18 protein-coding genes are annotated in these 25258 nt (G+C 59.3%); 14 read left to right on the top strand and 4 right to left on the bottom strand.

All coding sequences use genetic code 11. The features are described from left to right. Positions 1-87 precede the first annotated feature (87 nt). From F8R23_RS05980 to cobA, 13 genes are all read left to right on the top strand, one after another. On the top strand, positions 88-1656 hold the full coding sequence (locus tag F8R23_RS05980) for an ABC transporter substrate-binding protein (protein WP_151415389.1): 1569 nt from the start codon (positions 88-90) through the stop codon (positions 1654-1656). Next, entirely contained in the window at positions 1656-2708 is a 1053-nt protein-coding gene (locus F8R23_RS05975; protein ID WP_112349662.1) for an ABC transporter permease, read from the top strand. Before F8R23_RS05980 ends, F8R23_RS05975 begins: the two co-directional genes overlap by 1 nt. Then, positions 2705-3574, top strand: a complete 870-nt coding sequence (locus tag F8R23_RS05970; RefSeq protein ID WP_129938270.1) for an ABC transporter permease — start codon at positions 2705-2707, stop codon at positions 3572-3574. Before F8R23_RS05975 ends, F8R23_RS05970 begins: the two co-directional genes overlap by 4 nt. Continuing rightward, the gene (locus tag F8R23_RS05965; protein WP_112349664.1) at positions 3564-4400 is read left to right on the top strand and encodes an ABC transporter ATP-binding protein; all 837 of its coding nucleotides are present in this window, start codon (positions 3564-3566) and stop codon (positions 4398-4400) included. Before F8R23_RS05970 ends, F8R23_RS05965 begins: the two co-directional genes overlap by 11 nt. After that, positions 4397-5068, top strand: coding sequence for an ABC transporter ATP-binding protein (locus tag F8R23_RS05960; protein ID WP_129938268.1), 672 nt, complete (start codon positions 4397-4399; stop codon positions 5066-5068). Before F8R23_RS05965 ends, F8R23_RS05960 begins: the two co-directional genes overlap by 4 nt. A gap of 148 nt (positions 5069-5216) precedes the next feature. Continuing rightward, positions 5217-6791, top strand: coding sequence for an ABC transporter substrate-binding protein (locus tag F8R23_RS05955; RefSeq protein WP_151415388.1), 1575 nt, complete (start codon positions 5217-5219; stop codon positions 6789-6791). 57 nt (positions 6792-6848) lie between these two features. Beyond that, positions 6849-8129 carry a nitrate regulatory protein gene (locus F8R23_RS05950; RefSeq protein ID WP_151415387.1) on the top strand — a complete coding sequence of 427 codons (1281 nt, stop codon included), beginning with the start codon at positions 6849-6851 and terminating at the stop codon, positions 8127-8129. 504 nt (positions 8130-8633) lie between these two features. Further along, positions 8634-9893: a CmpA/NrtA family ABC transporter substrate-binding protein gene (locus F8R23_RS05945; RefSeq protein ID WP_112349668.1), complete on the top strand. Its 1260-nt coding sequence runs from the start codon at positions 8634-8636 to the stop codon at positions 9891-9893. A gap of 8 nt (positions 9894-9901) precedes the next feature. After that, a complete protein-coding gene (gene ntrB, locus F8R23_RS05940; RefSeq protein WP_112349669.1) occupies positions 9902-10798 on the top strand; it encodes a nitrate ABC transporter permease in 897 nt (298 codons plus the stop codon). Positions 10799-10808: 10 nt separating this feature from the next. Beyond that, positions 10809-11597, top strand: coding sequence for an ABC transporter ATP-binding protein (locus F8R23_RS05935; protein WP_129938265.1), 789 nt, complete (start codon positions 10809-10811; stop codon positions 11595-11597). 10 nt (positions 11598-11607) lie between these two features. After that, positions 11608-15753, top strand: coding sequence for a nitrite reductase large subunit NirB (gene nirB / locus F8R23_RS05930; protein WP_211369071.1), 4146 nt, complete (start codon positions 11608-11610; stop codon positions 15751-15753). After that, positions 15750-18401, top strand: coding sequence for a nitrate reductase (locus F8R23_RS05925; protein ID WP_151415385.1), 2652 nt, complete (start codon positions 15750-15752; stop codon positions 18399-18401). The genes nirB and F8R23_RS05925 overlap by 4 nt, the downstream gene beginning before the upstream one ends. 13 nt (positions 18402-18414) lie before the next feature. After that, positions 18415-19230: a uroporphyrinogen-III C-methyltransferase gene (cobA, locus tag F8R23_RS05920; protein WP_129938262.1), complete on the top strand. Its 816-nt coding sequence runs from the start codon at positions 18415-18417 to the stop codon at positions 19228-19230. Between the two features lie 4 nt (positions 19231-19234). Here cobA and F8R23_RS05915 read toward each other — a convergent pair whose 3' ends face one another. Beyond that, on the bottom strand, positions 19235-19801 hold the full coding sequence (locus F8R23_RS05915; protein WP_129938261.1) for a YbhB/YbcL family Raf kinase inhibitor-like protein: 567 nt from the start codon (positions 19799-19801) through the stop codon (positions 19235-19237). Positions 19802-19935: 134 nt separating this feature from the next. After that, positions 19936-20637: a prepilin peptidase gene (locus F8R23_RS05910; protein ID WP_151415384.1), complete on the bottom strand. Its 702-nt coding sequence runs from the start codon at positions 20635-20637 to the stop codon at positions 19936-19938. Positions 20638-21158: 521 nt separating this feature from the next. On the opposite strand from F8R23_RS05910, the gene F8R23_RS05905 reads away from it, so the two are divergent. Further along, complete coding sequence (locus tag F8R23_RS05905) at positions 21159-22652, top strand: YchO/YchP family invasin (RefSeq protein ID WP_129938259.1); 1494 nt, start codon at positions 21159-21161, stop codon at positions 22650-22652. On the opposite strand, the gene narL is transcribed toward F8R23_RS05905, so the two are convergent. Together narL and narX are read right to left on the bottom strand one after the other, a co-directional pair. Then, positions 22649-23299 (bottom strand): two-component system response regulator NarL, encoded by a 651-nt coding sequence (gene narL, locus F8R23_RS05900; RefSeq protein ID WP_151415383.1) that lies wholly within the window; start codon positions 23297-23299, stop codon positions 22649-22651. The genes F8R23_RS05905 and narL overlap by 4 nt on opposite strands. Before the next feature lie 11 nt (positions 23300-23310). Beyond that, positions 23311-25095 carry a nitrate/nitrite two-component system sensor histidine kinase NarX gene (narX, locus tag F8R23_RS05895; protein ID WP_129938258.1) on the bottom strand — a complete coding sequence of 595 codons (1785 nt, stop codon included), beginning with the start codon at positions 25093-25095 and terminating at the stop codon, positions 23311-23313. Between the last annotated feature and the right edge of the window lie 163 nt (positions 25096-25258).

Genomic DNA, 25258 nt, shown 5'->3' with positions numbered 1-25258 from the left:
ATAGTTATTTAAGTACCTTCGCCTCCCGATGGCTCTCACATACACTCGCGAAATTACTATAAATTCCATCCGCTTGGAGAGTTTTTGATGAAAGCGTTCGTTCCCTCTTTGGTATTTTTGGCCGTGGCGGCCAGTTTCAACGCACAGGCGGCAACCCCGGCCAATACATTGGTGATTGCCCAATCCATCGATGACGTGGTCAGCTTTGATCCGGCCCAGGGCTTTGAATTAACCACGGTGCAGTCATTTAACAGCCTGTACCAACGCCTGATCCAGTCAGATCCAAAAAATCCGATCGAACTTAAACCCACGTTGGCCAGTGAATGGCAGGCGAGCAGTGATAACCGCAGCCTGACTTTTACTCTGCGGCCAGACGCCAAATTCTCCAGCGGCAATCCACTGCGCCCGGAAGATGTGATCTTCTCGTTGTCGCGGGTGGTGAAGCTGAATCTTGAACCGTCGTTTATCCTCACCCAACTGGGTTGGAACGCAAAAAATGTCGACCAATACCTGAGCAAAGTGGATGACCAGCGGGTCAAAATCAGTTGGAGCGAAAACGTCAGTCCGGCGTTTGTGCTTAGCCTGCTTTCGGCCCCGGTTTCCTCCATTGTCGATGCCAAAGAAGCGTTGGCGCATCAGCAGGGTGATGACTTTGGCCACCAGTGGCTGAATAGCCATTCCGCCGGCAGCGGCCCGTATAAAATCCGCACCTATGTGCCGCATGAAGTGGTAGTGCTTGACGCCAACCCCGGTTCGCCAGAGGGCGCGCCAACGCTGAAAACTATCCTGATCAAAAACGTACCGGATCCGGCCGCCCGCCGTCTGCTGATCGAGCAGGGCGACGCCGACATTGCGCGTAACCTCGGGGCAGACCAGATGGCCGCGCTGAAAGGCAAGCCGGGCGTCAAGCCGCTGGCCATTCCGTACGCCTCACTCTATTTCCTGCAGTTCAACGCCAAGGCGTCCCCGGCGCTGGGTAACCCGGCCTTCTGGGAAGCGGCGCGCTGGCTGTTCGACTATAAAGGCATTGCCGATGACCTGCTGAAAGGCCAGTTCCAGAACCATCAGGCGTTCCTGCCAGAGGGTTACCTGGGGGCGTTGAAGGACAAGCCTTACAGCTTTAACCCGACCAAGGCTAAAGAAATTTTGACCAAGGCCGGTCTGAAAGACGTCAGCTTTAAGCTGGAGGTTAACAACCAGCCGCCATACCTGGACATCGCACAGGCATTGCAGGCCAGCTTTGCGCAGGGCGGGGTGAAGGTGGATCTGGTGCCGGGCCTCAGTGCGCAGGTCTCCACCAAGGTCAAATCTCTCAACTATGATGCGGTCCTGACCTCCTGGGGGCCGGACTATTTTGACCCGAACACCAACGCCGCTGCCTTCGCCTATAACCCGGAAGACGGCAGTAAAACGCTGGCCTGGCGTGCCAACTGGCAGATACCGGCATTGAACAAACTGACGCTGGCGGCCACGGCGGAAAATGACACCGCCAAACGGGTCGCGGATTACCAACAGTTGCAGCAAGCCGTCCAAAAAAACTCGCCGTTTGTGATTGGTCTGCAGGCGCGCAGCCTGATTGCGGTGCGCGACAACCTGAAAGGCTACGAGCAGGGCATCAACCCTGACATGGTGTTTTACAGCAAGGTCAGCAAATAATGATCAGTCGTACGTCTTCCGCCGGGTTAGCCCGGCGCAGTTGGCGCTGGGGCCGCAGGCTGTTTACCGGCCTGCTGTCATTGGCACTGACGCTGCTTGGATTGCTGCTGTTCACCTTTATGCTTTCGCATCTGGCACCGATCGATCCCACGCTGCAGATAGCCGGCGATCACGCCAGCGAAGCCACCTATGCCCAGGTGCGCCACGATCTGGGGTTGGATCAGCCCTTACCGGTGCAGTTCTGGCGTTATCTGGTGCATCTGGCGCAAGGGGATATGGGCATCTCGCGGATTACCTCGCAGCCGGTGCTGAGCGATCTGCTGCGCACCTTCCCGGCCACGGTGGAGCTGGCGACCTGCGCCATTATCCTCGGAGCGGTCGGCGGCATTACCCTGGCGTTTCTGGCGGTGATCAAACCGGGTGGCTGGTTGGATAATGCGGCACGTCTGCTGTCACTGATCGGCTATTCGGTACCCATCTTCTGGCTCAGCCTATTGGGGTTGCTGCTGTTTTACGCCACGCTGCATTGGTCGGCGGGGCCGGGGCGGCTGGATGATATCTATCTGTACAGCATGGAACCGCGCAGCGGATTTATCCTGATCGACAGTTGGTTGTCCGGCGATCGTGAGATGTTCTACAACGCCATCAGCCACCTGTGGTTGCCGGTGGTGGCACTGGCACTGCTGTCGATGGCGGGCATCACCCGCTTGCTGCGTGCGGCGATGCTGGAAGAGTGCAATAAAGAGTACGTTACCCTGGCGCGTTCCAAAGGGGCCAGCCGCACGCGTATTCTGTTGCGTCACGTATTCCCCAACGTGTTGGGCACGTTGATCACCGTACTGTCGCTGTCCTACGCCAGCCTGCTGGAGGGCGCGGTGCTGACTGAAACGGTGTTCGCCTGGCCGGGGGTGGGACGTTATCTGACCACCGCACTGTTTGCCGCCGATACGCCGGCCATTCTCGGCGCTACCTTGCTGATTGGCACCTGTTTTGTGGTGCTTAACGCGCTGGCCGATGCGCTGACCTATTTAGTGGACCCGCGAACCCGATGAGCCAATACCTTTCTGAACATGAGCCCCAGAGCGAACCGGCTGCCGTTTATCGCCCACGCGGCAGGCTAACCACGCTGACGATTGGTGCGACGCTGGTGACGATCCTGATCCTGACGGCACTGCTGGCCCCGTGGCTGGCACCTTTCGATCCCAATCTGCAGCATATCGAGTTGCGCCTGCTGCCGCCTGCTTCCGGCCATTGGCTGGGCACCGACGGCTTTGGCCGCGATCTGCTGTCACGGGTGATTTACGGCGCTCGCCCAACGCTGATCCTGGTGTCATTGATCCTGCTGTTGACCATCCCGATTGGCCTGCTGGTGGGCATTAGCGCCGGTTATCTCGGTGGCTGGGTCGAGCGTATTCTGATGCGCGTGACCGATATTTTTCTGTCGTTGCCCAGCCTGGTGATCGCACTGGCGTTTGTTGCGGTGCTGGGGCCGGGGTTGATGAACGGCGCGCTGGCGCTGGCGTTAACCAGTTGGCCTTCTTTCGCCCGACAGGCGCGGGCGGAAACCCTGGCGTTGCGCCGCAGTGACTATCTGGCCGCAGCGCGCATGCAAGGCATTGGTGGCCTGCGGCTGATGGCCGGGCATATTTTGCCGCTGTGCCTGCCGAGTGCCGTGGTGCGTGCCGCGCTGAGCCTCGGTGGTATCATCCTGTCCGCCGCCGGTTTGGGCTTTCTCGGCATGGGAGTGGCACCGCCGACCGCCGAATGGGGGTCCATGGTGGCCGAGGGCAGCAAAGTGATATTTGACCAGTGGTGGGTCGCCGCAGTACCGGGTGGGGCGATCCTGTTCGCCAGCCTGGCCTTTAACCTGCTGGGCGATGGCCTGCGTGATAAAATGGATCCTCGTCATGGGCATTGATAACAATTTATTGACCGTCGAACGGTTGTCGGTGGCATTGTGGAGTTCCCAGCCGCTGGTCAAAGACATTTCTTTCAGCATGGGGCAGGAGCGGCTGGCGCTGGTGGGGGAGTCCGGCTCCGGTAAATCCTTGACCGCGCGTGCCTTGATGGGGCTGTTGCCACCGCCGTTACAGTTGCAGGCGCAGCGTTTGACGCTGGGTGACGACGATCTGGCACGGCTGAATGAACGCCAGTGGAACCGCCTGCGCGGCAACAAAGTGGCGATGGTGATGCAGGATCCCAAGCATGCGCTGAATCCGACCCAGCCGATTGGCCGTCAGGTGGAAGAGCCGCTGTTGCTGCACACCCGCCTGGGCCGGGCAGAACGGCGGGAGAAGGTGCTGGATATGCTGGCGGCGGTAGGGCTGCCCGATCCGCAATCGCTGCGCCAACGTTACCCGCACCAACTGTCTGGCGGCATGGGGCAACGGGTGATGCTGGCAATTGCGCTGATTAACGACCCGCAATTGCTGATTGCCGACGAACCTACGTCCGCGCTGGATCACCAGATGCGCGATCAGGTCCTGCAACTGATCGAAACTCTGGTTGAACAACGCAATATGGGCCTGATTTTGATCAGCCACGACCTGCAGCAGGTGGCGCACTACTGTGAGCGGGTGCTGGTGATGTACAAAGGCGAACTGCTGGATCAGTTGCCCGCCGATCGCCTGGCCTCTGCCACCCATCCTTACACCCGCACGCTGTGGTCGTGTCGGCCAAGCCGGGAGACCCGGGGTAAACCCTTGCCGGTGTTGGATCGTGCGTTGCTGGAGTCACTGAAATGAGCCTGATTACTTTGGACAATCTCAGCGTCAGCCATCGGCAGGGATATGACGTGCGCACCGTGGTGCATGAGGTCAACCTGCATATCGAACCGGGTGAGTGTTTCGGGCTGGTCGGCCCTTCCGGCTGCGGTAAATCCTCGCTGCTGTGGGTGTTGGCCGGGCTGAATGAAAGCTGGAGCGGCGGTTTCAACCTGCTGGGCCGCGATCTGCAGCCGGGGCGCCCGTTCACCGGCACGCTGCGACGTGAGGTGCAGATGGTATTTCAGGATCCCTATGCCTCGCTGCACCCCAAACACCGGTTGCTGCGCACCCTGGCGGAGCCGCTGAAATTACTGGAAGAGAGGGGCGTCGAGCAAAAAATCAGCGCCGGTTTTCGGCAGGTGGGGTTGGATCCGCGGCTTTTGGATCGTTATCCGCACCAGCTTTCCGGCGGCCAGCGTCAGCGGGTGGCGATTGTACGAGCGCTGTTGTTAAAACCCAAACTGCTGCTGCTGGACGAACCCACCTCGGCGCTGGACATGTCGGTGCAGGCGGAGATCCTCAACCTGCTCAACGAGCTGAAACAGGCGGGTGACCTGACAATGATCTTGGTCAGTCACGACGCTGATGTGATCGACCACATGTGCGATCGCTCGGTGGCGATGGCGCACGGCCGTTTGGTCAGTTGAATTCTGCCCGCCGTTAACCCGGCGGGTATTATTTGAAGTCAATAGACATCTGCGTAATAAATAAAGCAATTTATAGTCGTTCTTCTGCTAAGCCGCTGCCTCTACACTCGAAAAATAACGCATCCGCGTGATCCTGGAGAGTGCATCGATGAAACGGCTAATCCCCACCTTATTGTTCAGCGCCCTGGCGGCGAGCTTTGGCACGCAGGCGGCCACCCCGAAAGACACGCTGGTGGTGGTCAGTTCGCTGGAAGGCATCATCAGTCTGGATCCGGCCGAAAGCTTTGAAACCGTCAGCTCGGCCAACCTGGTCAACCTGTATCAGCGGTTACTGATGCCGGATCGCAGCACGCCGGAAAAACTGGCCCCAGAGCTGGCCAGCGGCTGGCAGGCGGGGGCGGACGGCCGCAGCCTGATTTTTACCCTGAAGGCTGACCAGCGCTTTGCTTCCGGCAATCCGGTACGGCCGGAAGATGTGATCTTCTCGCTGGTGCGGGCGGTGAAACTGAACAAGGCGCCGTCGTTTATTCTTGGTGAGTTCGGCTGGACGCCAGAAAACGTCGAGGGCCAATTGAAAAAACTGGGGGACAACCAGCTGCAGTTAAGCTGGTCGGCCAATATCGGCAGTGGTCTGGCATTGCGGCTGTTGACCGCGCCGGTTGCCTCGATCGTCGATGAAAAGCTGCTGACTGAGCACAGTCAACAGGGGGATTTCGGTAACGCCTGGCTGCGTTCTAATTCTGCCGGTGCCGGGCCTTATCGCGTCAGCAACTATGTCCCGCATGAGGCGCTGCTGTTCAGTCGGAACGACTATGCCCAACCGCAGGCGAAGTTGAAAACGGTGCTGCTGAAGAACGTCAGCGACGCCGGAACCCGACGCCTGTTGCTGCTGAAAGGGGACGCCGACGTGGCTTACGATCTGGGCGCTGATCAGTTCAATTCGCTGCGTAAGGAGCCGGGTGTCAGGATAGAGCAGCAGGACTCGTCCAAAGTCTATTACCTCGGTTTCAACACCGGGAGCAAGCAGGTACCTGCTCTGAGCAATCCGGCATTGTGGCAGGCGGCGCGCTGGTTGGTGGACTACCAATCCATTGCCGACAACCTGCTGAAGGGCCAGTACCGCGTCCATCAGGCGTTTCTACCGCTGGGGCTGGACGGGGCGATCGACAACCAACCGTTCAAGCTCGACGTGGCCAAGGCCAAACAGATTTTGCATGAAGCCGGTATTGCCGAAGGCACGCGCATTGATCTGATTGTCATCAACCAGCCGCCGTATACCGATATCGCCCAGGCGCTGCAGGCCAGCTTTGCCAAGGCCGGTTTGCAACTGGATATTCATCCGGTGGTAGAAAGCGACCTGTGGGGCAAGATGCGCAGCCGCGATTTCCAGGCCATTTTCACCTATTGGGGAGCGGACTACCTGGATCCGAACACCAACGCCAGTGCCTTTGCCTACAACGTGCCCGACGGGCCGAAAACCCTGGCCTGGCGCACCCAGTGGACTATCCCGGCGCTGAGTGCGGAAACCCGCGCAGCGGCGGCGGAAGGTGATGGGGCAAAGCGCGCCGCGCACTACGCCAGCTTACAGCGCGAATTGCAGACCAGCTCTCCCTACGTCGTGGCATTGCAGGGACAAACGCTGGTGGCACTGCGTGACAACGTTAAAGACGCTAAGGTGGATATCGCCAACAGCATGCTGTATCTGGATCGCGTGAGTAAGTAACCCAGCACGGCACGGCTTTTGCAGGATCGGTTTATTTAGCCCACCGGGGATCCTGTCATGAGCCGTAACCACACTTTCCCGCCCAGTGCCGGCGACTTTTTGCTGGCCTCCAAACGTTGTGAAATCACCGTATTGCAGCAATTGCTGCAAATGGGACAGTTGGTTGGCCGGGTCAGCCAACTGATCCACGTGCTCCAGCGGGAACGCGGTACCGTCAATATTTACCTGTGTTCACAGGGAGCATTGTTTGGCGAGCGGTTGGCCGGGCGGACGCAGGAAGTGGAGCAGGCTGAGTTGGCGGTGCAGCGGCAGTTGATGCAGTTGGATGACAGCACTGCGCCCCTGGCCAGCGCCAGCCGTCTGTTCAGCCGCATTGCCAGCGCGCTGCATCATCTTACCGCCTTGCCTGAATTACGCCGCCAGGTGCAGCAAAGGCAAATTCTGCAGCCTGCGGCCATGGGCACCTTCAATGACATCATTCACAGCCTGCTGGCACTGGTATTTGAAGCGGCGGATGCCTGTGCAGAACCCATCACGGCACGTGCGTTGATCGCCATGTTCAGCTTTATGCAGGGCAAGGAGCTGGCCGGGCAGGAACGGGCAATCGGTTCGGCCGGTTTTGCCGCCATGCGTTTTGGCGAACCGGCGCACCAACAGTTACTGATGCTGATCGAAGGGCAGGAGCGTTGCTTTGCTACCTTCAGCGAGTTTGCCGATGAAGCTTCTCTGGCCCAGTGGCGGCACATGCAGCAGCAGGATGACCGCGAGTTTGAACGCCTGCGGCGTATTGCCTGTACCCAATTGCAACTGAATGATAAAGCCGATACCAGCCTGCGCTGGTTCGAGATCACCAGTGCGCGTATCGATCTGATGAAACATATTGAAGACCGGCTGGAGGAGGCACTGATGACCAGTTGCCGCCACAGTCTGGCGCAGGCCCAGCGCGCGCTGGCGGCGGACTGCGCCAATTACGCGCCGCAGCCGATGCAAGAAAGTTACGCGGTTTTCGTGGCGGCACCCTTGGGGGATGCATCATCGCTGGCGGGGGACGGTATCCATCCGCGTTTGGGCCGTTCGATGCTGGAGTTGATTCAGCAGCAGTCGCAACGTCTACAGGTGTTATCGGAGGAACTGGCGACGGCGCGGGCAACGCTGAATGAACGCAAACAGATTGAACGCGCCAAAGGGCTGCTGATCCAGCATCGCGGCTTGACCGAGGAGGCGGCCCACCGTTTGCTGCTGAAGATGGCGATGAACCAGAACCAGCGCCTGATTGATATCGCCAACGCCATGCTGGCGGTCGCGGATATTCTGCCGCCCAGCGGTAGTACTCCCTAAGGGGTATATGCACACAGTCAGTGCAGTTACTGCCTTGGCGTTGTGCAAATACCCGTCGCCTTTCAAGTTGCAGTGTTGTTACCTGCACTCAGTTATGTGGCCCGTCCATGGGCCACACCCCTTTGGGGCCGCTGCTGGCAGCGTTCAAATCTGCTCCCGGCAGATTTGTCACCCCAGTTACTTAACTTTTGTAAGCGCCTGGGGATGAGCAAGCTGGGCGCCTAGCCGTGCTGTACAGGGATGTACAAATGCCGCGAGCGCATGGACGCGCTAGAGCGGCCAACTTGAAATTCATAGGGTATAAATTACATAACTATAAATTGGGGTATGTAAAATGACAGATCTGGCACGCAAGCTGCATTACTAAAACGTAACCCGGCCAATGGCGGTCGGGTTGCCAACAAGATTATGGATAAAGGCGTCCTTTCAGCATGTTCACCCCAACGGTGGAATGTGCTGATGGGACGCCTTTTTTATTTTATCGCCTGATTGAAGGACTTGCCGATGACGCACACCAAACTCCCCGGGCTTAGCCTGACGCGCCGCCGCTTTTTGGCCGGTAGCGCGGCGCTGGGCGGCAGCATGATGTTGCCCGGCCTGATGAACGCCGCCTGGGCGGCAGGCTCTGACGCACCGGAGAAAAAAGAGATCCGCGTGGGCTTTATCCCGCTTACCGACTGCGCTTCGGTGGTAATGGCGGCGGTGAAACAGTTCGATCGGAAGTACGGCATCAAAATTATCCCCAGCAAGGAGGCCAGTTGGGCGGCGGTGCGCGACAAGCTGTTGTCCGGGGAACTGGATGCGGCCCATGTGCTGTACGGCATGGTGTATGGCCTGCAGCTTGGTGTTGCCGGGCCGCAGCAGGATATGGCGGTGTTGATGACGCTCAACAACAACGGCCAGGCGATCACGCTCTCCAACCAGTTAAAACAGGCCGGTGTCACCGATGCGGCCAGCTTGAAAAAAACCGTCGATGCCAGCGCCAAGGGCACTTACACCTTCGCCCAAACCTTCCCGACCGGTACCCACGCCATGTGGCTGTATTACTGGCTGGCCAACGCCGGTATTCACCCGTTTGACGACGTGCGCAACGTAGTGGTGCCGCCGCCGCAGATGGTGATGAACATGAAAATCGGCAACATGAGCGGTTTTTGCGTGGGTGAGCCGTGGAACCAACGTGCGATTGCCGAGGACATTGGTTTTACCGCCGTCACCAGCCAGGAAATTTGGCCCGATCACCCGGAAAAGGTGCTGGGCACCACCGGCAACTGGGTCGCGGCCAATCCCAATAGCGCCCGTGCGCTGACCGCTGCAGTGCTGGACGCCGCGCGCTGGATCGACAGTTCGGACGCCAACCGCCAGGAAACCGCCCAGGTGGTGGCGGGGCGCGCCTATATCAATACCAAACCAGAGATCATTACCGGCCGCATGCTCGGCCAGTACCAGAACGGCCTGGGTAAGTCATGGCAGGACGCGCATGCGATGCGCTTTTTCCACGATGGCGAAGTGAGCTACCCCTACCTGTCCGATGGCATGTGGTTCCTGACCCAGCATCGCCGCTGGGGTCTGTTGAGCGCCGAACCGGACTATCTGGCCGTCGCGAAAAAAATCAACCGAACTGAAATCTATAAGCAGGCGGCCAGCGCGGTAGGCGGAGTGAACTTGCCTACCGACGATATGCGCACCAGTACGCTGTTGGACGGCAAGCGCTGGGACGGCAGTAATCCGGCGGAATACGCCAACAGTTTCTCTTTAAAGCGCTGAGGTAACCGATGAAAAATCTTGCTGAACGGATCGATATTCCTGCGTCACCCGGTGTAGAAGTCAGTGCGGAAATCGTGCCGCTAAAGCGCCCGCACAAGCCGCAGCCGCAGCGCAAACCTCGTTGGGGCTTGCTGCTGCAACAAGGCTTCCGCCGGGGTGTGCCCGCGGTGCTGGGGCTGGTGCTGACCCTGGTGGCCTGGCAGATAGCGGCGCTTAACAGCAAGGGATTCCCAACGCCATGGGCGACCTGGCAGGCGGCGCTGGTGCTGTTTGCCGACCCGTTTTATTCCGCCGGGCCGAACGATCAGGGCATTGGCTGGAACGTACTGGCCTCGCTGCAGCGCGTGGCGACCGGTTTTGGCCTGGCGGCGCTGGTCGGCATTCCGGCCGGCTTTCTTCTGGGGCGCTTTGCGTTTTTGGCCAACATGCTCAACCCGATCATTTCACTGCTGCGCCCGGTCAGCCCGCTGGCCTGGCTGCCGATTGGCCTGCTGCTGTTCCAGCGTGCAGAACCGGCGTCAACCTGGACTATTTTCATCTGTTCAATCTGGCCAATGATCCTTAATACCGCCGAGGGCGTCACGCGTATTCCGCAGGATTACCTCAACGTGGCGCGGGTGCTCAAGCTGTCGGAATGGACAGTGATGCGCAAGATCCTGTTTCCGGCAGTGCTGCCTTATGTGTTGACCGGCGTACGTCTGTCGATCGGCATCGCCTGGCTGGTAATCGTCGCGGCGGAAATGCTGACCGGCGGCGTCGGCATCGGTTTTTGGATCTGGAATGAGTGGAACAACCTCAACGTCGAAAACATCATTATCGCCATCATCGTGATCGGTGTGGTCGGGCTGCTGCTCGAGCAGGGGCTGATGTTACTGGCAAAACGTTTTAGCTATCAGAACCGCTAAGGAGCGCGCTATGAAACCGATTATTCAGGTCCAGAACGTTAGCCAGCGCTTTGCCACCCCGCAGGGGGAGTTTATCGCGCTGGATCGGGTGAGCTTTGATATTCAGGCCGGGGAAACCCTCAGCCTGATCGGCCACTCCGGCTGCGGCAAATCAACGCTGCTGAATTTGATCGCCGGGCTGACCTTGCCCAGCGACGGCGTATTGCTGTGCGACAACCGACAAATTACCGGGCCGGGCCCGGAGCGCGGCGTGGTGTTCCAGAACCATTCACTGCTGCCGTGGCTGACCACTTACGAGAATGTGGCGCTGGCGGTGCATCAGGTTTTCCGCCACGAGATGACGCGCAGCGAAATGCGCGACTGGGTCGAACACAACCTGGCGCTGGTGCACATGAGCCATGCGCTCGACAAGCGGCCACATGAAATCTCCGGCGGCATGAAACAACGGGTTGGCATCGCTCGCGCATTGGCAATGAAACCCAAAGTGCTGCTGATGGATGAACCCTTCGGCGCTCTGGACGCGCTGACCCGCGCACATCTACAGGATGCGGTGATGGAAATCCAGCAGCGGCTGCACACCACCATAGTGCTGATTACCCACGACGTCGACGAAGCGGTGCTGCTGTCCGATCGGGTGCTGATGATGACCAACGGCCCGTCGGCCACCGTCGGTGAAATTCTGCCGGTGGCGCTGCCGCGTCCGCGTTCACGTGTGGCGCTGGCGGATGACCAGGAATATCACCATTACCGTCGGCAGGTGCTGAAGTTCCTGTATGAGAAGCACGCGAAAGCGGCATGAGAGCAGGATGATGGACAAACCCAAACTGGTGGTGATTGGTAACGGCATGGCCGGTATGCGGCTGGTGGAAACCCTGTGTCGGCTGGCGCCAGAGCGCTATGCCATCACGGTGATTGGCGAAGAGCCGCGCGGCAACTACAACCGTATTCTGCTGTCGCCGGTACTGGCGGGGGACAAAGCGTTCAGCGATACCCTGCTGCACGACTATGACTGGTATCGGCAGCAGGGGGTGCAGCTGCTGGCCGGGGAACCGGCGCTGGCGGTGGACAGGCAACAAAAGCGGGTGATCACCGCACGGCATCAACTGCCTTATGACCTGCTGGTATTTGCCACCGGTTCGCGCCCGTTGCGGCCCGTACTGCCGGGTGGGGGATTGGACGGCATTTATGGCTTTCGCACCCTGGACGATGTAGAAGCGATGATCGCTCGCTGCCGGCCAGCCCGACCGGCGCTGGTGGTGGGCGGTGGTGTCCTGGGGATTGAGGCGGCGGCGGCACTGGCCCAGCGCGGCATGAACGTCACCGTGGTACACCGAGGCGAGCATTTGATGGAACGGCAGTTGGACGCCCGTGCGGGGCGGATGCTGCAACTTAACCTGTTGCAGCGCGGTATCGAATGCCGGTTGAACTGCGAAGTCAGCCGCTTTCAGGGAACCGAACGGGTCAGCGCTGTCACCCTGAGTCACGGCGAGTTATTGGCCTGCGAACTGGCAGTGATCGCCATCGGAGTGCGGCCCGAAATTAGCCTGGCGCAGTCCGCCGGACTGGTCTGCGGGCGCGGCATTATGATCGACGACCGCATGCAAACGGACGATCCGGCAGTGTTCGCCATCGGTGAGTGTGCTCAGTTTGGTGAGACCACGGTGGGTCTGGTGGCACCCTGCTGGCAACAGGCCGGACTGTTGGCGCAGCGGCTGAGCGGGGAGCCGGTGGCGGGTTACCGGCCAGCGCCGTTGCATACCCGCCTGAAGGTCAGTGGCGTTGAAGTATTCAGCGCCGGCGAAATGGTTGCCGACGGACAAACCGAGATCCATCACGCCGAAGATCCTCAGGCGCAGCACTACCGCCGCCTGCTGGTGCGCGACGGCAAATTACAGGGCGTGGTGCTGTATGGCGACGCTCAGGACAGCCCTTTTTATCTGCAACAGCTTGGCCTGCCGGTTTCACAGCCGGATACCTTGCTGTTTGGCAGTAGCGAACCCGGGACGCCAGCGGCGTCTGATGAGAGGAATTCTGATATGCACAAGCCCGTTTTGTTGGTCGCCGGTCACGGCATGGTCGGTCATCACTTGTTGGAACAACTGGTCGCTCGCGAATTGCACTTGCAGTATCACATTGTGGTGTTTGGCGAAGAGCCGGTGGCGGCCTACGACCGGGTGCATCTGTCCGAGTTTTTCTCTGGCCGCAGTGCGGATTCGCTGTCGATGGTGGAGGCGGGCTTTTTCGACCGTAGCGGCATAGAGCTGCGGTTGGGGCAGGCGGTGTGCGCTATCGATCGCCAGCGCAAATGTGTGATCGATGCCGAGGGGAGAGAAACGGCCTACGACCAACTGGTGCTGGCGACCGGCTCTTATCCGTTTGTACCGCCGATCCCGGGTAACGATCGCCCGGGCTGTCTGGTTTACCGCACGCTCGACGATCTGGCCGCGATAGCCGATTGCGCCAAAACCGCTCGCGTCGGGGTGGTGGTCGGTGGCGGCCTGCTGGGGCTGGAGGCCGCCAATGCCTTGCGTCAGCTTGGGTTGAACACCCATGTCGTGGAGTTTGCGCCACGCTTGATGGGGGTGCAACTGGATGACGGTGGCGCGACCATGCTGCGCAAAAAAATTGAGGCGCTCGGTGTCAGCGTGCATACCGGTAAGCAAACTCAGGCCATTATCGAGGGTTCGTTACACCGTCACTGTATGAATTTTGCTGATGGTGAGCGCCTGGAGGCTGATTTGATTCTGTTTTCTGCCGGTATTCGCCCACGAGACCAGCTTGCCCGCGAGGCCGGACTGGAGGTGGGGGCACGCGGTGGCATTGTGATCGACAGCCAGTGTTGCACCAACGATGAGGCGATTTATGCCATTGGCGAATGCGCCTTGTGGAACGGACAAATCTTCGGTCTGGTGGCTCCCGGCTACCAGATGGCGCGTACCCTGGCCGATCGGCTGGCCGGGCAGGAAACGGTGTTCTGTGGTGCAGATATGAGTACCAAACTCAAACTGTTGGGCGTGGAAGTGGCTTCGCTGGGTGATGCCCATGGTCATACTCCCGACAGCCAAAGCTACAACTGGGTCGACGGCCCGGCACAGGTGTATAAAAAACTGGTGGTCGACGCTGAAGGCAAGCGTTTACTGGGCGCGGTACTGGTGGGTGACAGCGCTGAATACAGCACGCTGCAGCAGATGATGCTCAACGATATGCCGCTGCCCGCGATGCCGGAGAGTCTGATTTTACCTGCGACGGCCGGGTCAGCACCGAAAGCCTTGGGGGTCTCAGCCTTGCCGGCCACGGCGCAGATCTGCTCCTGTCATAACGTCAGCAAAGGTGATATCAGCGCTGCGGTGGAACAAGGCTGCGGCGATCTGGCGGCGGTCAAAGCCTGCACCAAAGCGGGCACCGGCTGTGGCGGCTGTGCGGCGCTGGTCAAACAGCTGATGGAGCACGAACTGCAGCAGCGCGGCGTAGTGGTGAAAAAAGACGTTTGCGAGCATTTCGCCTATTCACGTCAGGAGCTGTATCACCTGGTACGCGTCGGCAACATCCGCACCTTTGATGAACTGCTGTCTCGACACGGTCATGGGCGTGGCTGTGAGGTGTGCAAACCGCTGGCGGGGTCGATCCTGGCTTCGTGCTGGAACGAATACCTGCTCAAACCGCAGCACCTGCCGCTGCAAGATACCAACGATCGCTTTTTCGCCAATATCCAGAAAGACGGCACTTATTCGGTGGTCCCACGGGTACCGGCCGGTGAAATCGCCCCGGCGGGGCTGATCGCCATCGGCCAAATTGCCCAGCGCTATCAGCTCTACACCAAGATTACCGGTGGTCAGCGGATTGACCTGTTTGGCGCCCGGCTGGAGCAATTGCCAGAGATTTGGCAGCAATTGGTCGACGCCGGATTTGAAACCGGTCATGCCTACGGCAAGTCGCTGCGCACGGTGAAATCTTGCGTCGGCTCCAGCTGGTGTCGCTACGGCGTGCAGGATTCTACGTCGTTGGCTATCGAACTGGAGCACCGTTACAAGGGGCTGCGTTCGCCGCACAAAATCAAGATGGCGGTCTCCGGCTGCACGCGAGAGTGCGCAGAGGCGCAGAGCAAAGACGTTGGGGTGATTGCCACCGAGAAAGGCTGGAACCTCTACCTGTGCGGTAACGGCGGTATGAAACCGCGCCATGCGGATCTGTTTGCCAGCGATCTCGATACCGACACGTTGATCCGCACGGTCGATCGCTTTCTGATGTTCTACATCCGCACCGCCGATCGCCTGCAGCGTACCAGCACCTGGATGGACAACCTGGAAGGTGGGCTGGATTACCTGCGTGAAGTGGTTTTGCAGGACAGTCTGGGTATCGGCACCGAATTGGACGCAGAGATGGCAAGGGTAGTCAGCCACTACCAATGCGAATGGCAAACCACGCTCGCCAGTCCGGATCGCCTGAAACTGTTCCGCCCTTTTGTTAACAGCGAACAGCCGGATGAGGCGATCGTCTGGCAGGCGGAACGCGGACAACGCCGCCCGGCGATGGGTGTGGAGCGGGGCCAGGTGATCGAGGTACAACCGGCGAAGGCTGTCGGGGAACAGTGGCTGGATGTTTGTGCGCTGGCGGAGATCCCGGCCAACGCCGGCATGGCTGCCCGGCTGGGGCAGCGGCAAATTGCGCTGTTCCATCTGCCGGACAGCGGCGTTTATGCGTTGGCTAACCAGGAACCGGACAGCGACGCCAACGTGCTGGCGCGTGGGTTGCTGGGGGACGTAGCGGGCGAACCTGTGGTGATTTCCCCGTTGTATAAGCAGCGTTTCCGCCTGAGTGACGGTATCTGTGTGGATAATGCAGAGCGTGCTGTCACTGCCTGGCCGGTGCGGGTAGAGGAAGGCCGGGTATGGGTGTGCAGTACACCGCTGGTGGTGCAGGCTGAACTGCCGGAAACGGCGGAAGTGACGTCATGACCGCCGCACATTGCACCACCTGCCCGTATTGCGGCGTGGGCTGTGGCGTAACCATTGAGCAGCAGAGTAATGGCGAACTGACTGTCAGCGGCGATGTAGCGCACCCGGCCAACCAGGGGCGACTGTGCGTCAAAGGCAGCGCACTGGGTGAAACACTGGATCTGACTGGCCGCTTATTGCAGCCGCAGGTCGATGGCCAGCCGGTCGCTTGGGATCAGGCGCTCGGGCAGGTGGCACAGCGCTTTAATCAGATTATTGAACAACATGGCCCGCAGGCAGTGGCGTTTTATGCCTCCGGCCAGTTGCTGACCGAAGACTATTATGTGGCTAACAAACTGATGAAGGGATTTATCGGTGCGGCCAATATCGACACCAACTCGCGGCTGTGTATGGCGTCTGCGGTGGTTGGCTACAAGCGGGCATTCGGCGGCGATGTGGTGCCTTGCTGTTATGAGGATATCGAACAGGCGGATCTGGTGATACTGACCGGGTCCAACACCGCCTGGGCGCATCCGGTGGTCTATCAACGGCTGGTGAAAGCCCGTCAGCAGCGCCCGCAGATGCGGGTGGTGGTGATCGACCCGCGTGAGACGGCAACCTGCGATATTGCGGATTTGCATCTGCCGCTGCGGCCCGGCAGTGACGCGGCGTTGTTTACCGGCGGGCTGCACTGGCTGGCCGAACAACAAGGGCTGGATACCACTTTTTTGCAACAGCATGCCAGCGGCGCAGAGGCCACGTTGGCCGCGGCGGCAGAATGGACGCCGCAGCGGGTGGCGGAGTTTTGCGGGCTGCCGCTGAGTGCGGTGCTGACGTTTTTCCAACTGCTGACCGCGTCCCACAACTGGGTCACGCTCTATTCGATGGGCATTAACCAATCGGCCAGCGGTGCGGATAAATGCAATGCGATTATCAATCTGCACCTTGCGGGGGGACGTATTGGTCGGGCAGGCAGCGGCCCGTTTTCGATTACCGGCCAACCCAATGCCATGGGCGGGCGGGAGGTCGGTGGGCTAGCCAATCAACTGGCGGCGCATATGGGGTTCACCCCCGAGGATATCGACCGGGTTCAGCGTTTTTGGCAATCGCCCCGCATCGCCAGGCAACCAGGGCTGAATGCGGTGGACCTGTTCCAGGCGATCGCCACCGGGCAGGTAAAAGCGGTGTGGATTATGGGTACTAACCCGGTGGTCTCGCTGCCGGATGCCGATACGGTGCGCCAGGCGCTAAAACAGTGCCCGCTGGTGGTGGTGTCCGAAGTGATGGCCATGACCGATACCGCTGAACTGGCGCATATTCGCCTGCCGGCGCTGGCCTGGGGGGAAAAGCAGGGCAGCGTGACCAACTCCGAGCGCTGTATTTCACGCCAGCGTGCCTTTCTGCCGGCACCGGGGCAAGCCCGGGCCGACTGGTGGATCCTCAGTCAGGTTGCGCAACGTATGGGTCATGGTGCGGCATTTAGTTACCAACATCCTTCGGAGATTTTCAGCGAACACGCGGCTCTGTCCGGATTTGAGAATAACGGAACGCGCGCGTTCGACATCGGCCAACTGGCGGGGCTGGATAGACAGCAATGGTTGCAGATGGCCCCGGTGCAGTGGCCGGTGAATGCGCGGCATCCTACGGGGTGTCGGCGCATGTTTGCCGATGGGCGTTTTTTCCATCCCGATGGCAAGGCGCGACTACTGCCGGTGACGCCACGCCTGCCGCAGAATGCGGTCTCAGCGCGTTATCCACTGGTGCTTAACACCGGTCGTATCCGCGATCAGTGGCACACCATGACACGCACCGGCAAAGCAGCACGGTTGATGCGTCATTTGAGCGAACCTTTTTGCGAAATACACCCGCAGGATGCCGCTGAACTGGGGATCGCCGACAGCAGTCTGGTACGACTCAGTTCGCCCCACGGCTGGATGCTGGCACGCGCGCAGTGCAACCCGGGACAGCGGCGCGGCAGTGTGTTCGTACCGATGCACTGGAACGGTCAATTTACCGCTCAGGGCCGGGTAGACAGCCTGATCCCGCCGGTGGTGGATGCCGACTCCGGCCAGCCGGAAAGCAAACATGCGCCGGTAAGGGTCAGCCATTGGCCGGTGAGCTGGCAGGCGGAGATTTTTATCCGTGCCGACGTCGCCGCCCCCAGGGGAATTTACTGGAGCCGGGTCGCGCAGGATGGCCTGACTCACTACATTATGGCCGGGCAGCGGCCGGTTGAAGACTGGCAGGCCTGGCTACAGCGGCATTTCTCGCTGGAGGGCATGACGCTGCAAACGGCACAGTTGGCCCAGCGCGGTCTACACCTGATTGGCTGGCGACAGGGCGAGGTGCAACTGGCGTTTTATGTTCGCCAGCAGGCCCCGCAGCTGGATCGCCCGGCGATCCTCAGTGCCTTTGAGCTGGCCCCCAACGGTGGGCCACAACGGCTGGCGCTGTTGGCAGGGCGCGGTGCGCCAGGGCAGTTAGCGGCAGGCACCACGATTTGCAGTTGTTTCGGCGTGGGCGAGAACCGCATCATTGCGGCTATCCAGGCGGGCTGCCACAGCGCAGAGGCATTGGGTGCCCGTCTGCAATGCGGCACCAACTGCGGTTCCTGCCTGCCGGAGCTAAAAAAACTGATTCAACAGCATGCATCCCAACGGGTGGCCTAGCAGAGGTGGTGAGATGAGCGCGATTGAGAAACTGATGTTGGCCGGCGATCATCGCCAGCCGGTACGCAACGGTGAAGTGTGGCTGGTGGGTGCCGGGCCGGGGGATGCGGAGTTACTGACGTTAAAGGCATTACGGGTGATCCGGCAGGCGGACGTGGTGGTGTTCGATCGTCTGGTTTCCCCGGCGGTAATGGCTTTGCTGCCGCAGGAGGCGCTGCGCATTGACGTAGGTAAGTCCATGGGCTGCCACACGCTGTCGCAAAAGCAGATCGATCACCTGCTGGTCGAATTAGCCCTGTCCGGTAATCGGGTGGTACGCCTGAAGGGGGGGGATCCGTTTATTTTTGGTCGCGGCGGGGAGGAGATGGTTGAATTGCAGCGCCATGGCGTGGTCTGCCATGTGGTTCCGGGTATCACTGCCGCCAGCGGTTGTGCGGCGGCGAGTGGTATCCCGCTGACACACCGCGATTACGCTCAATCGGTGCGTTTTGTCACCGGCCATTGCCGTAACGGTGAGGTGAGTCTGGACTGGCACGGCCTGGTCACTGCGGGTCAGACACTGGTGTTTTATATGGGACTGACATTAAGTGAAACCATCGCCGCGCAACTGATGCGCCATGGCATGGCCGCACAGACGCCGTTGGCCATTATTGAACGCGGTACATTGCCTCAGCAGCGGGTATTGACCGGTACGCTGTCAGAATTACCGACGTTAATTGCCCGTCAGCGGCCGCTTTCACCCAGCCTGCTGGTGATTGGTGAGGTGGTTAGTCTGTACCGCGCGCCGGCTATTGTCGCCGAGATGCCGACAGAGGCGTTGCCCGCCTGAACCGCTATTGGCCGAAGCGACCGATAATGCCCGCACCGCCCTTGGCATGGCCCTGTAATTTCTCCAATAGCTGTTCACGGGTGAGCCCCGGGCCGAGCGCATGCGGCGGCAGATCGGTGGCGATCAACACAAAGGTATAGTGGTGCTGCCCTGAACCCGCCGGTGGGCAGGGGCCATGATAAACCGCGGTACCCGGTGAGTTTTTTCCACCAATAAAGCCTTTTCCCTGGGTGAGATCGCCTTCGGCGAAGCCGCTGGCGCTGGCAGGAATGCCATAGGCTACCAGATGACTGACTCCCAGACCTGCGCGGCCTTCGGGATCGGACAGCAGCAGGGCGAAGCTTTTGGTGTCTGCCGGTGGGTTGGCCCAGCTTAGCGGTGGCGAAACGTTATTGCCGGTGCAGCTGGCGTTGCCCGGTGTGGCTCCGGCATATTTCTGTGCCAGCGAGCCGCCATCCTGAAATGCCGATGAGCTGAGGGTAAAGGTGCCGGCGGCCTGTGCCGCGAAAGACAGCGAACCGGTAGCCAAAGCCGCGCTAAGCGCGAATGCAGATAAACCACGACCTGACATACAACCTCCTGTGTTGATTTGGGTAAACCCCGTTTTGCCTTGGGCAAAGCATAGTGCTGCAGGCGGAGGGGCGCCATAACAGCTACGCCAACAGTGGGCTATAACAGCGGGAAAATAGCCGGGCCAGTCTGGCATCAGGGTGAAATAAGGTGAAATGCTGTGATTTCTCCGCTGAAAGGTGAAGGGCCGCTATCGGCGGTCGCCAACAGAACCAACCAGCCGGAAAGCGCCAGATAAAGGCCAAAGGGCAGCGTATCCTGCCTGCCGGCTTTGCGCAGTAAACGGGCTATTGCCGTAGCGCACAACCCGGCTGCCGCGGCGCCGCTGACCAGCATCGGCAGGGCGGCCCAGCCGATCCAGGCACCCAGTGCCGCCAACAGCTTAAAGTCTCCCTGACCTATACCGTCCGTTTTCCGCCTGCGGCGATAAGCCACATTGAGCAACCACAGCGAAAGATAACCGATGCAGGCCCCGGTCACCGCTTCGGTCAGCGAAACAAAATAGCCTTGCTGATTGACCAACAGCCCGGCCCATAGCAGCGGTTGGGTCAGGCGATCCGGTAATAGTCGCTGTTGCCAGTCAATGAGAGCCAGCGCCAGTAATATCGCCGCTGCCGGCAGCAGCAATAGCCGTTGTAGCAGTGGAATGTTGAAAGGCAGGGCCGCCAGCCCGGCACTGACGGCAATCAACATTCGCGTGCGTTCCCTCGGTAGCGGGTGTTGCGTCAAGCCTGGTGAGGGGATGCCGATCAGTCTGGTGGCGAGCGCTGCGGGCAGTAACATGGCCGGGATAAACAGGCCGCGGAACCAGAAATCGAGCTGAGGATTATCGAACATAAAAGCATCCTTACCGGTCTGAAATTAGCGTTCAAAATAGCGGCAAAAAGGGTTTCATGCAGAGCGAATGTTTTTATCGATTACCGGTATTGCGCAGGGGGCCGCAATCCACGGTTAAGTGCCAGGTGAAATACACTGAAATTGCGAATTGCTACGCATAATCAATAGATTAATTTCTTGGTGAATTTAAATTTGCAGTTTTTTTCGGCAAAATCAGCGATGAAATAAAGTGAATTCTCGTTTTCAGCCGCAAGAGTTTCAGCGTTTTTCTGGCACTCCATCACCGGCTGAAATAATTGAAGGTCATGTGACGTTGTCACTAAATTAAATGAGGTTTATCCGATTGTTTCTGATGATAAAGCCATTAGACTTTAGGGTTCATGATGCAGTTTGGCTCGCAACTGCCCGTTAGGGGCAAAATGCCAGACTGCGCAAAGTTTGGGTGGTCTGTCGTCTGGAGTGATGGCAGCAAGAAAGGGTTTATTTGCCAACCCTCTGGATCAAGGGGTGGCGACTGTGCAATGACAGACGTTATTCATAAAGCGCGTTACCGATTGAAAAAAGTTGTGCCTTTTGCCACGGGTTGTTTACCGGCGATGGGGTTGGCGTGGCTATGCGGCGCGTTGCCCGCCTACGCCGAATCGCCACCTGCACCGGACTCGGTTGTTCAGCAACCGGCCAACGATTTGCCGGAACTGGGCGGCAATGCTTCCAATGACGCCGAGCGTGAGAAAGAGTGGGCCACCATGGCTAAACAGTTGGGTGAACGCAACCTGAATAACGTCTCGGGTCAGCAGGTGCGCACCCGGGCCGAGAGCTATGCTGTGGGGCAAGCCGGCAACGTGTTGCAACAGCAGGCGCAGGAGCTGCTTTCGCCTCTGGGTAACGCCAAACTGTCGCTGGTGATGTCCGACCAAGGGGATTTTAGCGGCAGCAGCGGCCAGTTATTCAGCCCGCTGCATGATGTTAACGGTTTGCTGACCTACAGCCAACTCGGGCTATTGCAACAAACGGACGGCTCGTTGGGCAACGTTGGCCTCGGGCAGCGCTGGGTCGCCGGTGATTGGCTGCTGGGATATAACACCGTGCTCGACAGCGACTTTGAACGCCATCACCAGCGCGCCAGTCTGGGGGCCGAAGCCTGGGGGGATTTCCTGCGTTTTTCCGCCAACTATTACTATCCGTTATCAGCTTTGGCACAACAGGCCGATAACGCTCAATTCCTCAGCCGTCCGGCGAGCGGTTATGACATCACCACTCAGGGCTACCTGCCGTTTTACCGCCAGATTGGCGGCTCGCTCAGCTATGAACAGTACTGGGGAGAAAACGTCGATCTGTTTGGCTCCGGCAAAAAGCAAAATGATCCACGAGCCATGCAACTGGGGGTGAATTACACCCCGGTTCCGCTGGTGACGGTGAAAGCGCTGCACAAGATGGGGGAAGGCGGAGTCAGTCAGGATCAGGTCGAGCTGGCGTTAAGTTATCGGCTTGGCGTGCCGCTGGTGAAGCAGATATCGCCGGAGTATGTCGCTCAGGCCAAGTCGTTGCGCGGTAGCCGCTATGACAACATCGAACGGAAAAATGTGCCGGTGATGGCGTTCAAACAGCGTAAAACGCTGCAAGTGTTCCTGGCCACGCCACCCTGGCGCCTGCAACCCGGGGAAACCTTGCCGCTGGTGTTGGAGATTAAAACCACCAACAAAATCACCCGTGTCAGTTGGCAGGGCGATACCCAGGCGCTGAGCTTGACGCCGTCGCAGAACAGTAACGATCCACACGGCTGGAGCCTGATTGTGCCACAGTGGGATAACTCGCCGGACGCTGCCAACAGCTACCGTCTGTCGGTGACGCTGGAGGATGACAAGCAACAACTGGTGACCTCTAACTGGATCCAGCTGCAGGTGACGCCGCCGCTGACCGCGTCTTCCAGCATTGATCCTGGGTTGCCACCGGTAAAAACACTGCAAACGCCGCCTATCCCGGCTGAAACCGGGCCGTTGAACGGGGGGGATTAACCGTTCTTCCCTTGCAGCACCCAGACGGCGGCCTCAACGCGTGATTTCAGCTTCATTTTTTTCAACAGGTGTTTGACGTGCACCTTGACGGTGCTTTCGGTGATGGTCAGCTTGCGGGCGATCATCTTGTTGGGCAGGCCTTGAGCGATCAGCTTGAGAATATCGCGCTCACGGGGGGTCAGCTGTTGGATATCGCGTTCGGCGCTGGGGCGGTTCTCGCGCAGGCTGGCGGCCAGGATCGGCGTCAGGGCCTCGCTTAACACCATCTGCCCAGCCGCTGCCTGATGCAGTGCCTTTAGCAGCTCCTCGGGCTCCATATCTTTCAGCAGATAACCATCGGCACCGCGTTTTAGCGCGCTGACGACATCATCTTCATGGTTCGACACGCTAAACACCACGATGCGTCCGGAAAGGGCGGTCTGGCGCAGGCGATCCAGCGTCTCCAGCCCGTTGATGCCAGGCATGTTCAGATCGAGCAGGATCAGATCCGGATCGTGCTCTTCGGCCAACGCGCCCCCCTGTTCGCCGTTACCGGCTTCAGCAATCACCTGCAGGCGTGGGTCCATGCCGATAAGCTGTTTTACGCCATTGCGCAGCATCGGGTGGTCGTCAATCAGTAAAATAGTGGCGGCAGTTTCGGTGGTCATGGTGTCTCCCATTAGTCGATGGCGTGGTTGTCCGGTTTAAATACCACCCGGACTTCAGTGCCGCCGCCGCTGCGGGGCAAAATTTCGCAGCGGCCGTGCAGGCTTTTGGCGCGATCGCGCATAATGATCAGGCCGTAGTGATCGGGACGATCGGTCTCTTCCGGCAACCCGCAGCCGTTATCGCAGACGCTCAGGGTGACCTCGCCACGTTGATTGACCACCTGAATGTTCACCTGACTGGCCTGAGCATGTTTGTTGATGTTGCTTAACGCCTCACGGGCGATCTGCAACAGGTGGATGGCCTGATAAGCGGGGACCGTACGCGGCGTTAACTGGTAGTTTAGGTTGATGGTGATCCCGAGCCGTTGGCTAAACTCCTGCACCGTCGATTGTAGCGCCGCCAGTAGTCCCGGTTCCGTCAACCGCAGGCGGAAGGTGGTCAACAGCTCACGCAGTTGACGGTAGGCGATGTTCAGCTCTTCACGCATCTGTTGCACCAGCGCCAGGTTGGCGGGCGATAGCTCGGCACCTTGCATTTGCAGGCAACTGGTTTGCATCTTCAGGCACGACAGCGACTGAGCGATGGAGTCATGCAGCTCGCGCGCTATTGCTGCCCGTTCCTCCATCAACATCAACTGTTGTTGATGATCGACCTGGCGTTCAATCGCCAGCACGCTGGTCAACTGTTCGACCAGAGTACTCATCAGTTGTTGATGATCGTCATTCAGCGGCCGCTGTGGCGCATGTTGCGCGACGATCACCCCGTAATCTCCCAGCTTGTCACTCAGACTCCAGCTCAAAGAAGGGTGATCGGCCTGTTGTTGGCCCTCGTCGTTCAGGCAGGCGCTGCACACCGGATTATTGCAATACTCCGGCCGCAGCGGCTGGTTGCCGCTCAGTTGCACAAACTGCTCCTGACTGTTGTTTTCGTACAGGCGCACCTGGATGGCACGCAGCGGCGTCAGGGTTTGCAACTGATTGAGTATTGGCGTCAGGCGGCTGCACAACGGTTCATTGGCATGCAACTGACGACTGGTGCGATATAAAAAGCTCAGCACCTGATTCTTTTGCTGCAGGTCGGCGGTTTTTTCCGCCACCCGTTGCTCCAGCCCGCTGTACATGGCGGCAAGTTCGTCAGACATGGTGTTTAATGCGCCGCCGAGCGAGGCCATTTCATCCTGATGCCCACGCTGAGCAAAACGGCGACTGAAATCGCCGCGGCCCGCCGATAACGCCATCGCCACCAATTGCCGCCAGGGGTGCAGCAGGCGCCGGCGCAGATAACAAATGGTGCCCACCAACAGCAGCAGCGTCAGTGCGATAAACACCCCTTGCACCAGTGTTACCGTCAGCAGTCGGCGTTCGGTATGGTGGTCGATATCGGAGACCAGAGTATCCAACTGGGAAACGAAATGTGCCACCTGCGGCGCGGCGTCAGCCGGTTGCTGGGCTTCGCGCAACCTTGGCAACAAAGTCGATTGCCAGTAGCTGTACAGTGCCTGAAATTGTTCGGTCAGTTGCTCTTGCGTCACCGAGTGTTGCAGATCAGGGCTGTTGGCATCCTGGTCCAACTCGCGGATCAATGCTTCACTGTGTGCATCCAACGGCACCTGCGCCAGCAGGCGGTAACTTTGCATCCGCAGCGACCCGGCTTTGTTGATGGCATGCGCGTTGCCTTGAATACTTTGTGACATCCAGGCGGAAATGCTCATACCGGCCACGCCAAGAATGCCCAATAGCAACATCAATACGGCCACCTGATTAACGATCGAAAGCGGAGCCAATAGGCGTTTCATAAATTTGGGATCCCCGGCGCAGAGCAAGACAACGGCGGGTAACCAGAGGACAAAATCAGGTGGCACCAGCCGGAGTGGCAACAATTCAGCGCCATTTTTTATCATACCGGGGCATAACCCCATACCTCTAACGAAGTACCCCCTAGTTTCCACGCCGCGATGT

It is taken from the genome of Serratia proteamaculans, from assembly GCF_008830365.1.
Classification (GTDB): domain Bacteria; phylum Pseudomonadota; class Gammaproteobacteria; order Enterobacterales; family Enterobacteriaceae; genus Serratia; species Serratia proteamaculans.
The sequence above is the reverse complement of the archived record's forward strand: the minus strand, read 5'-3'. Positions and strand labels throughout refer to the sequence as shown.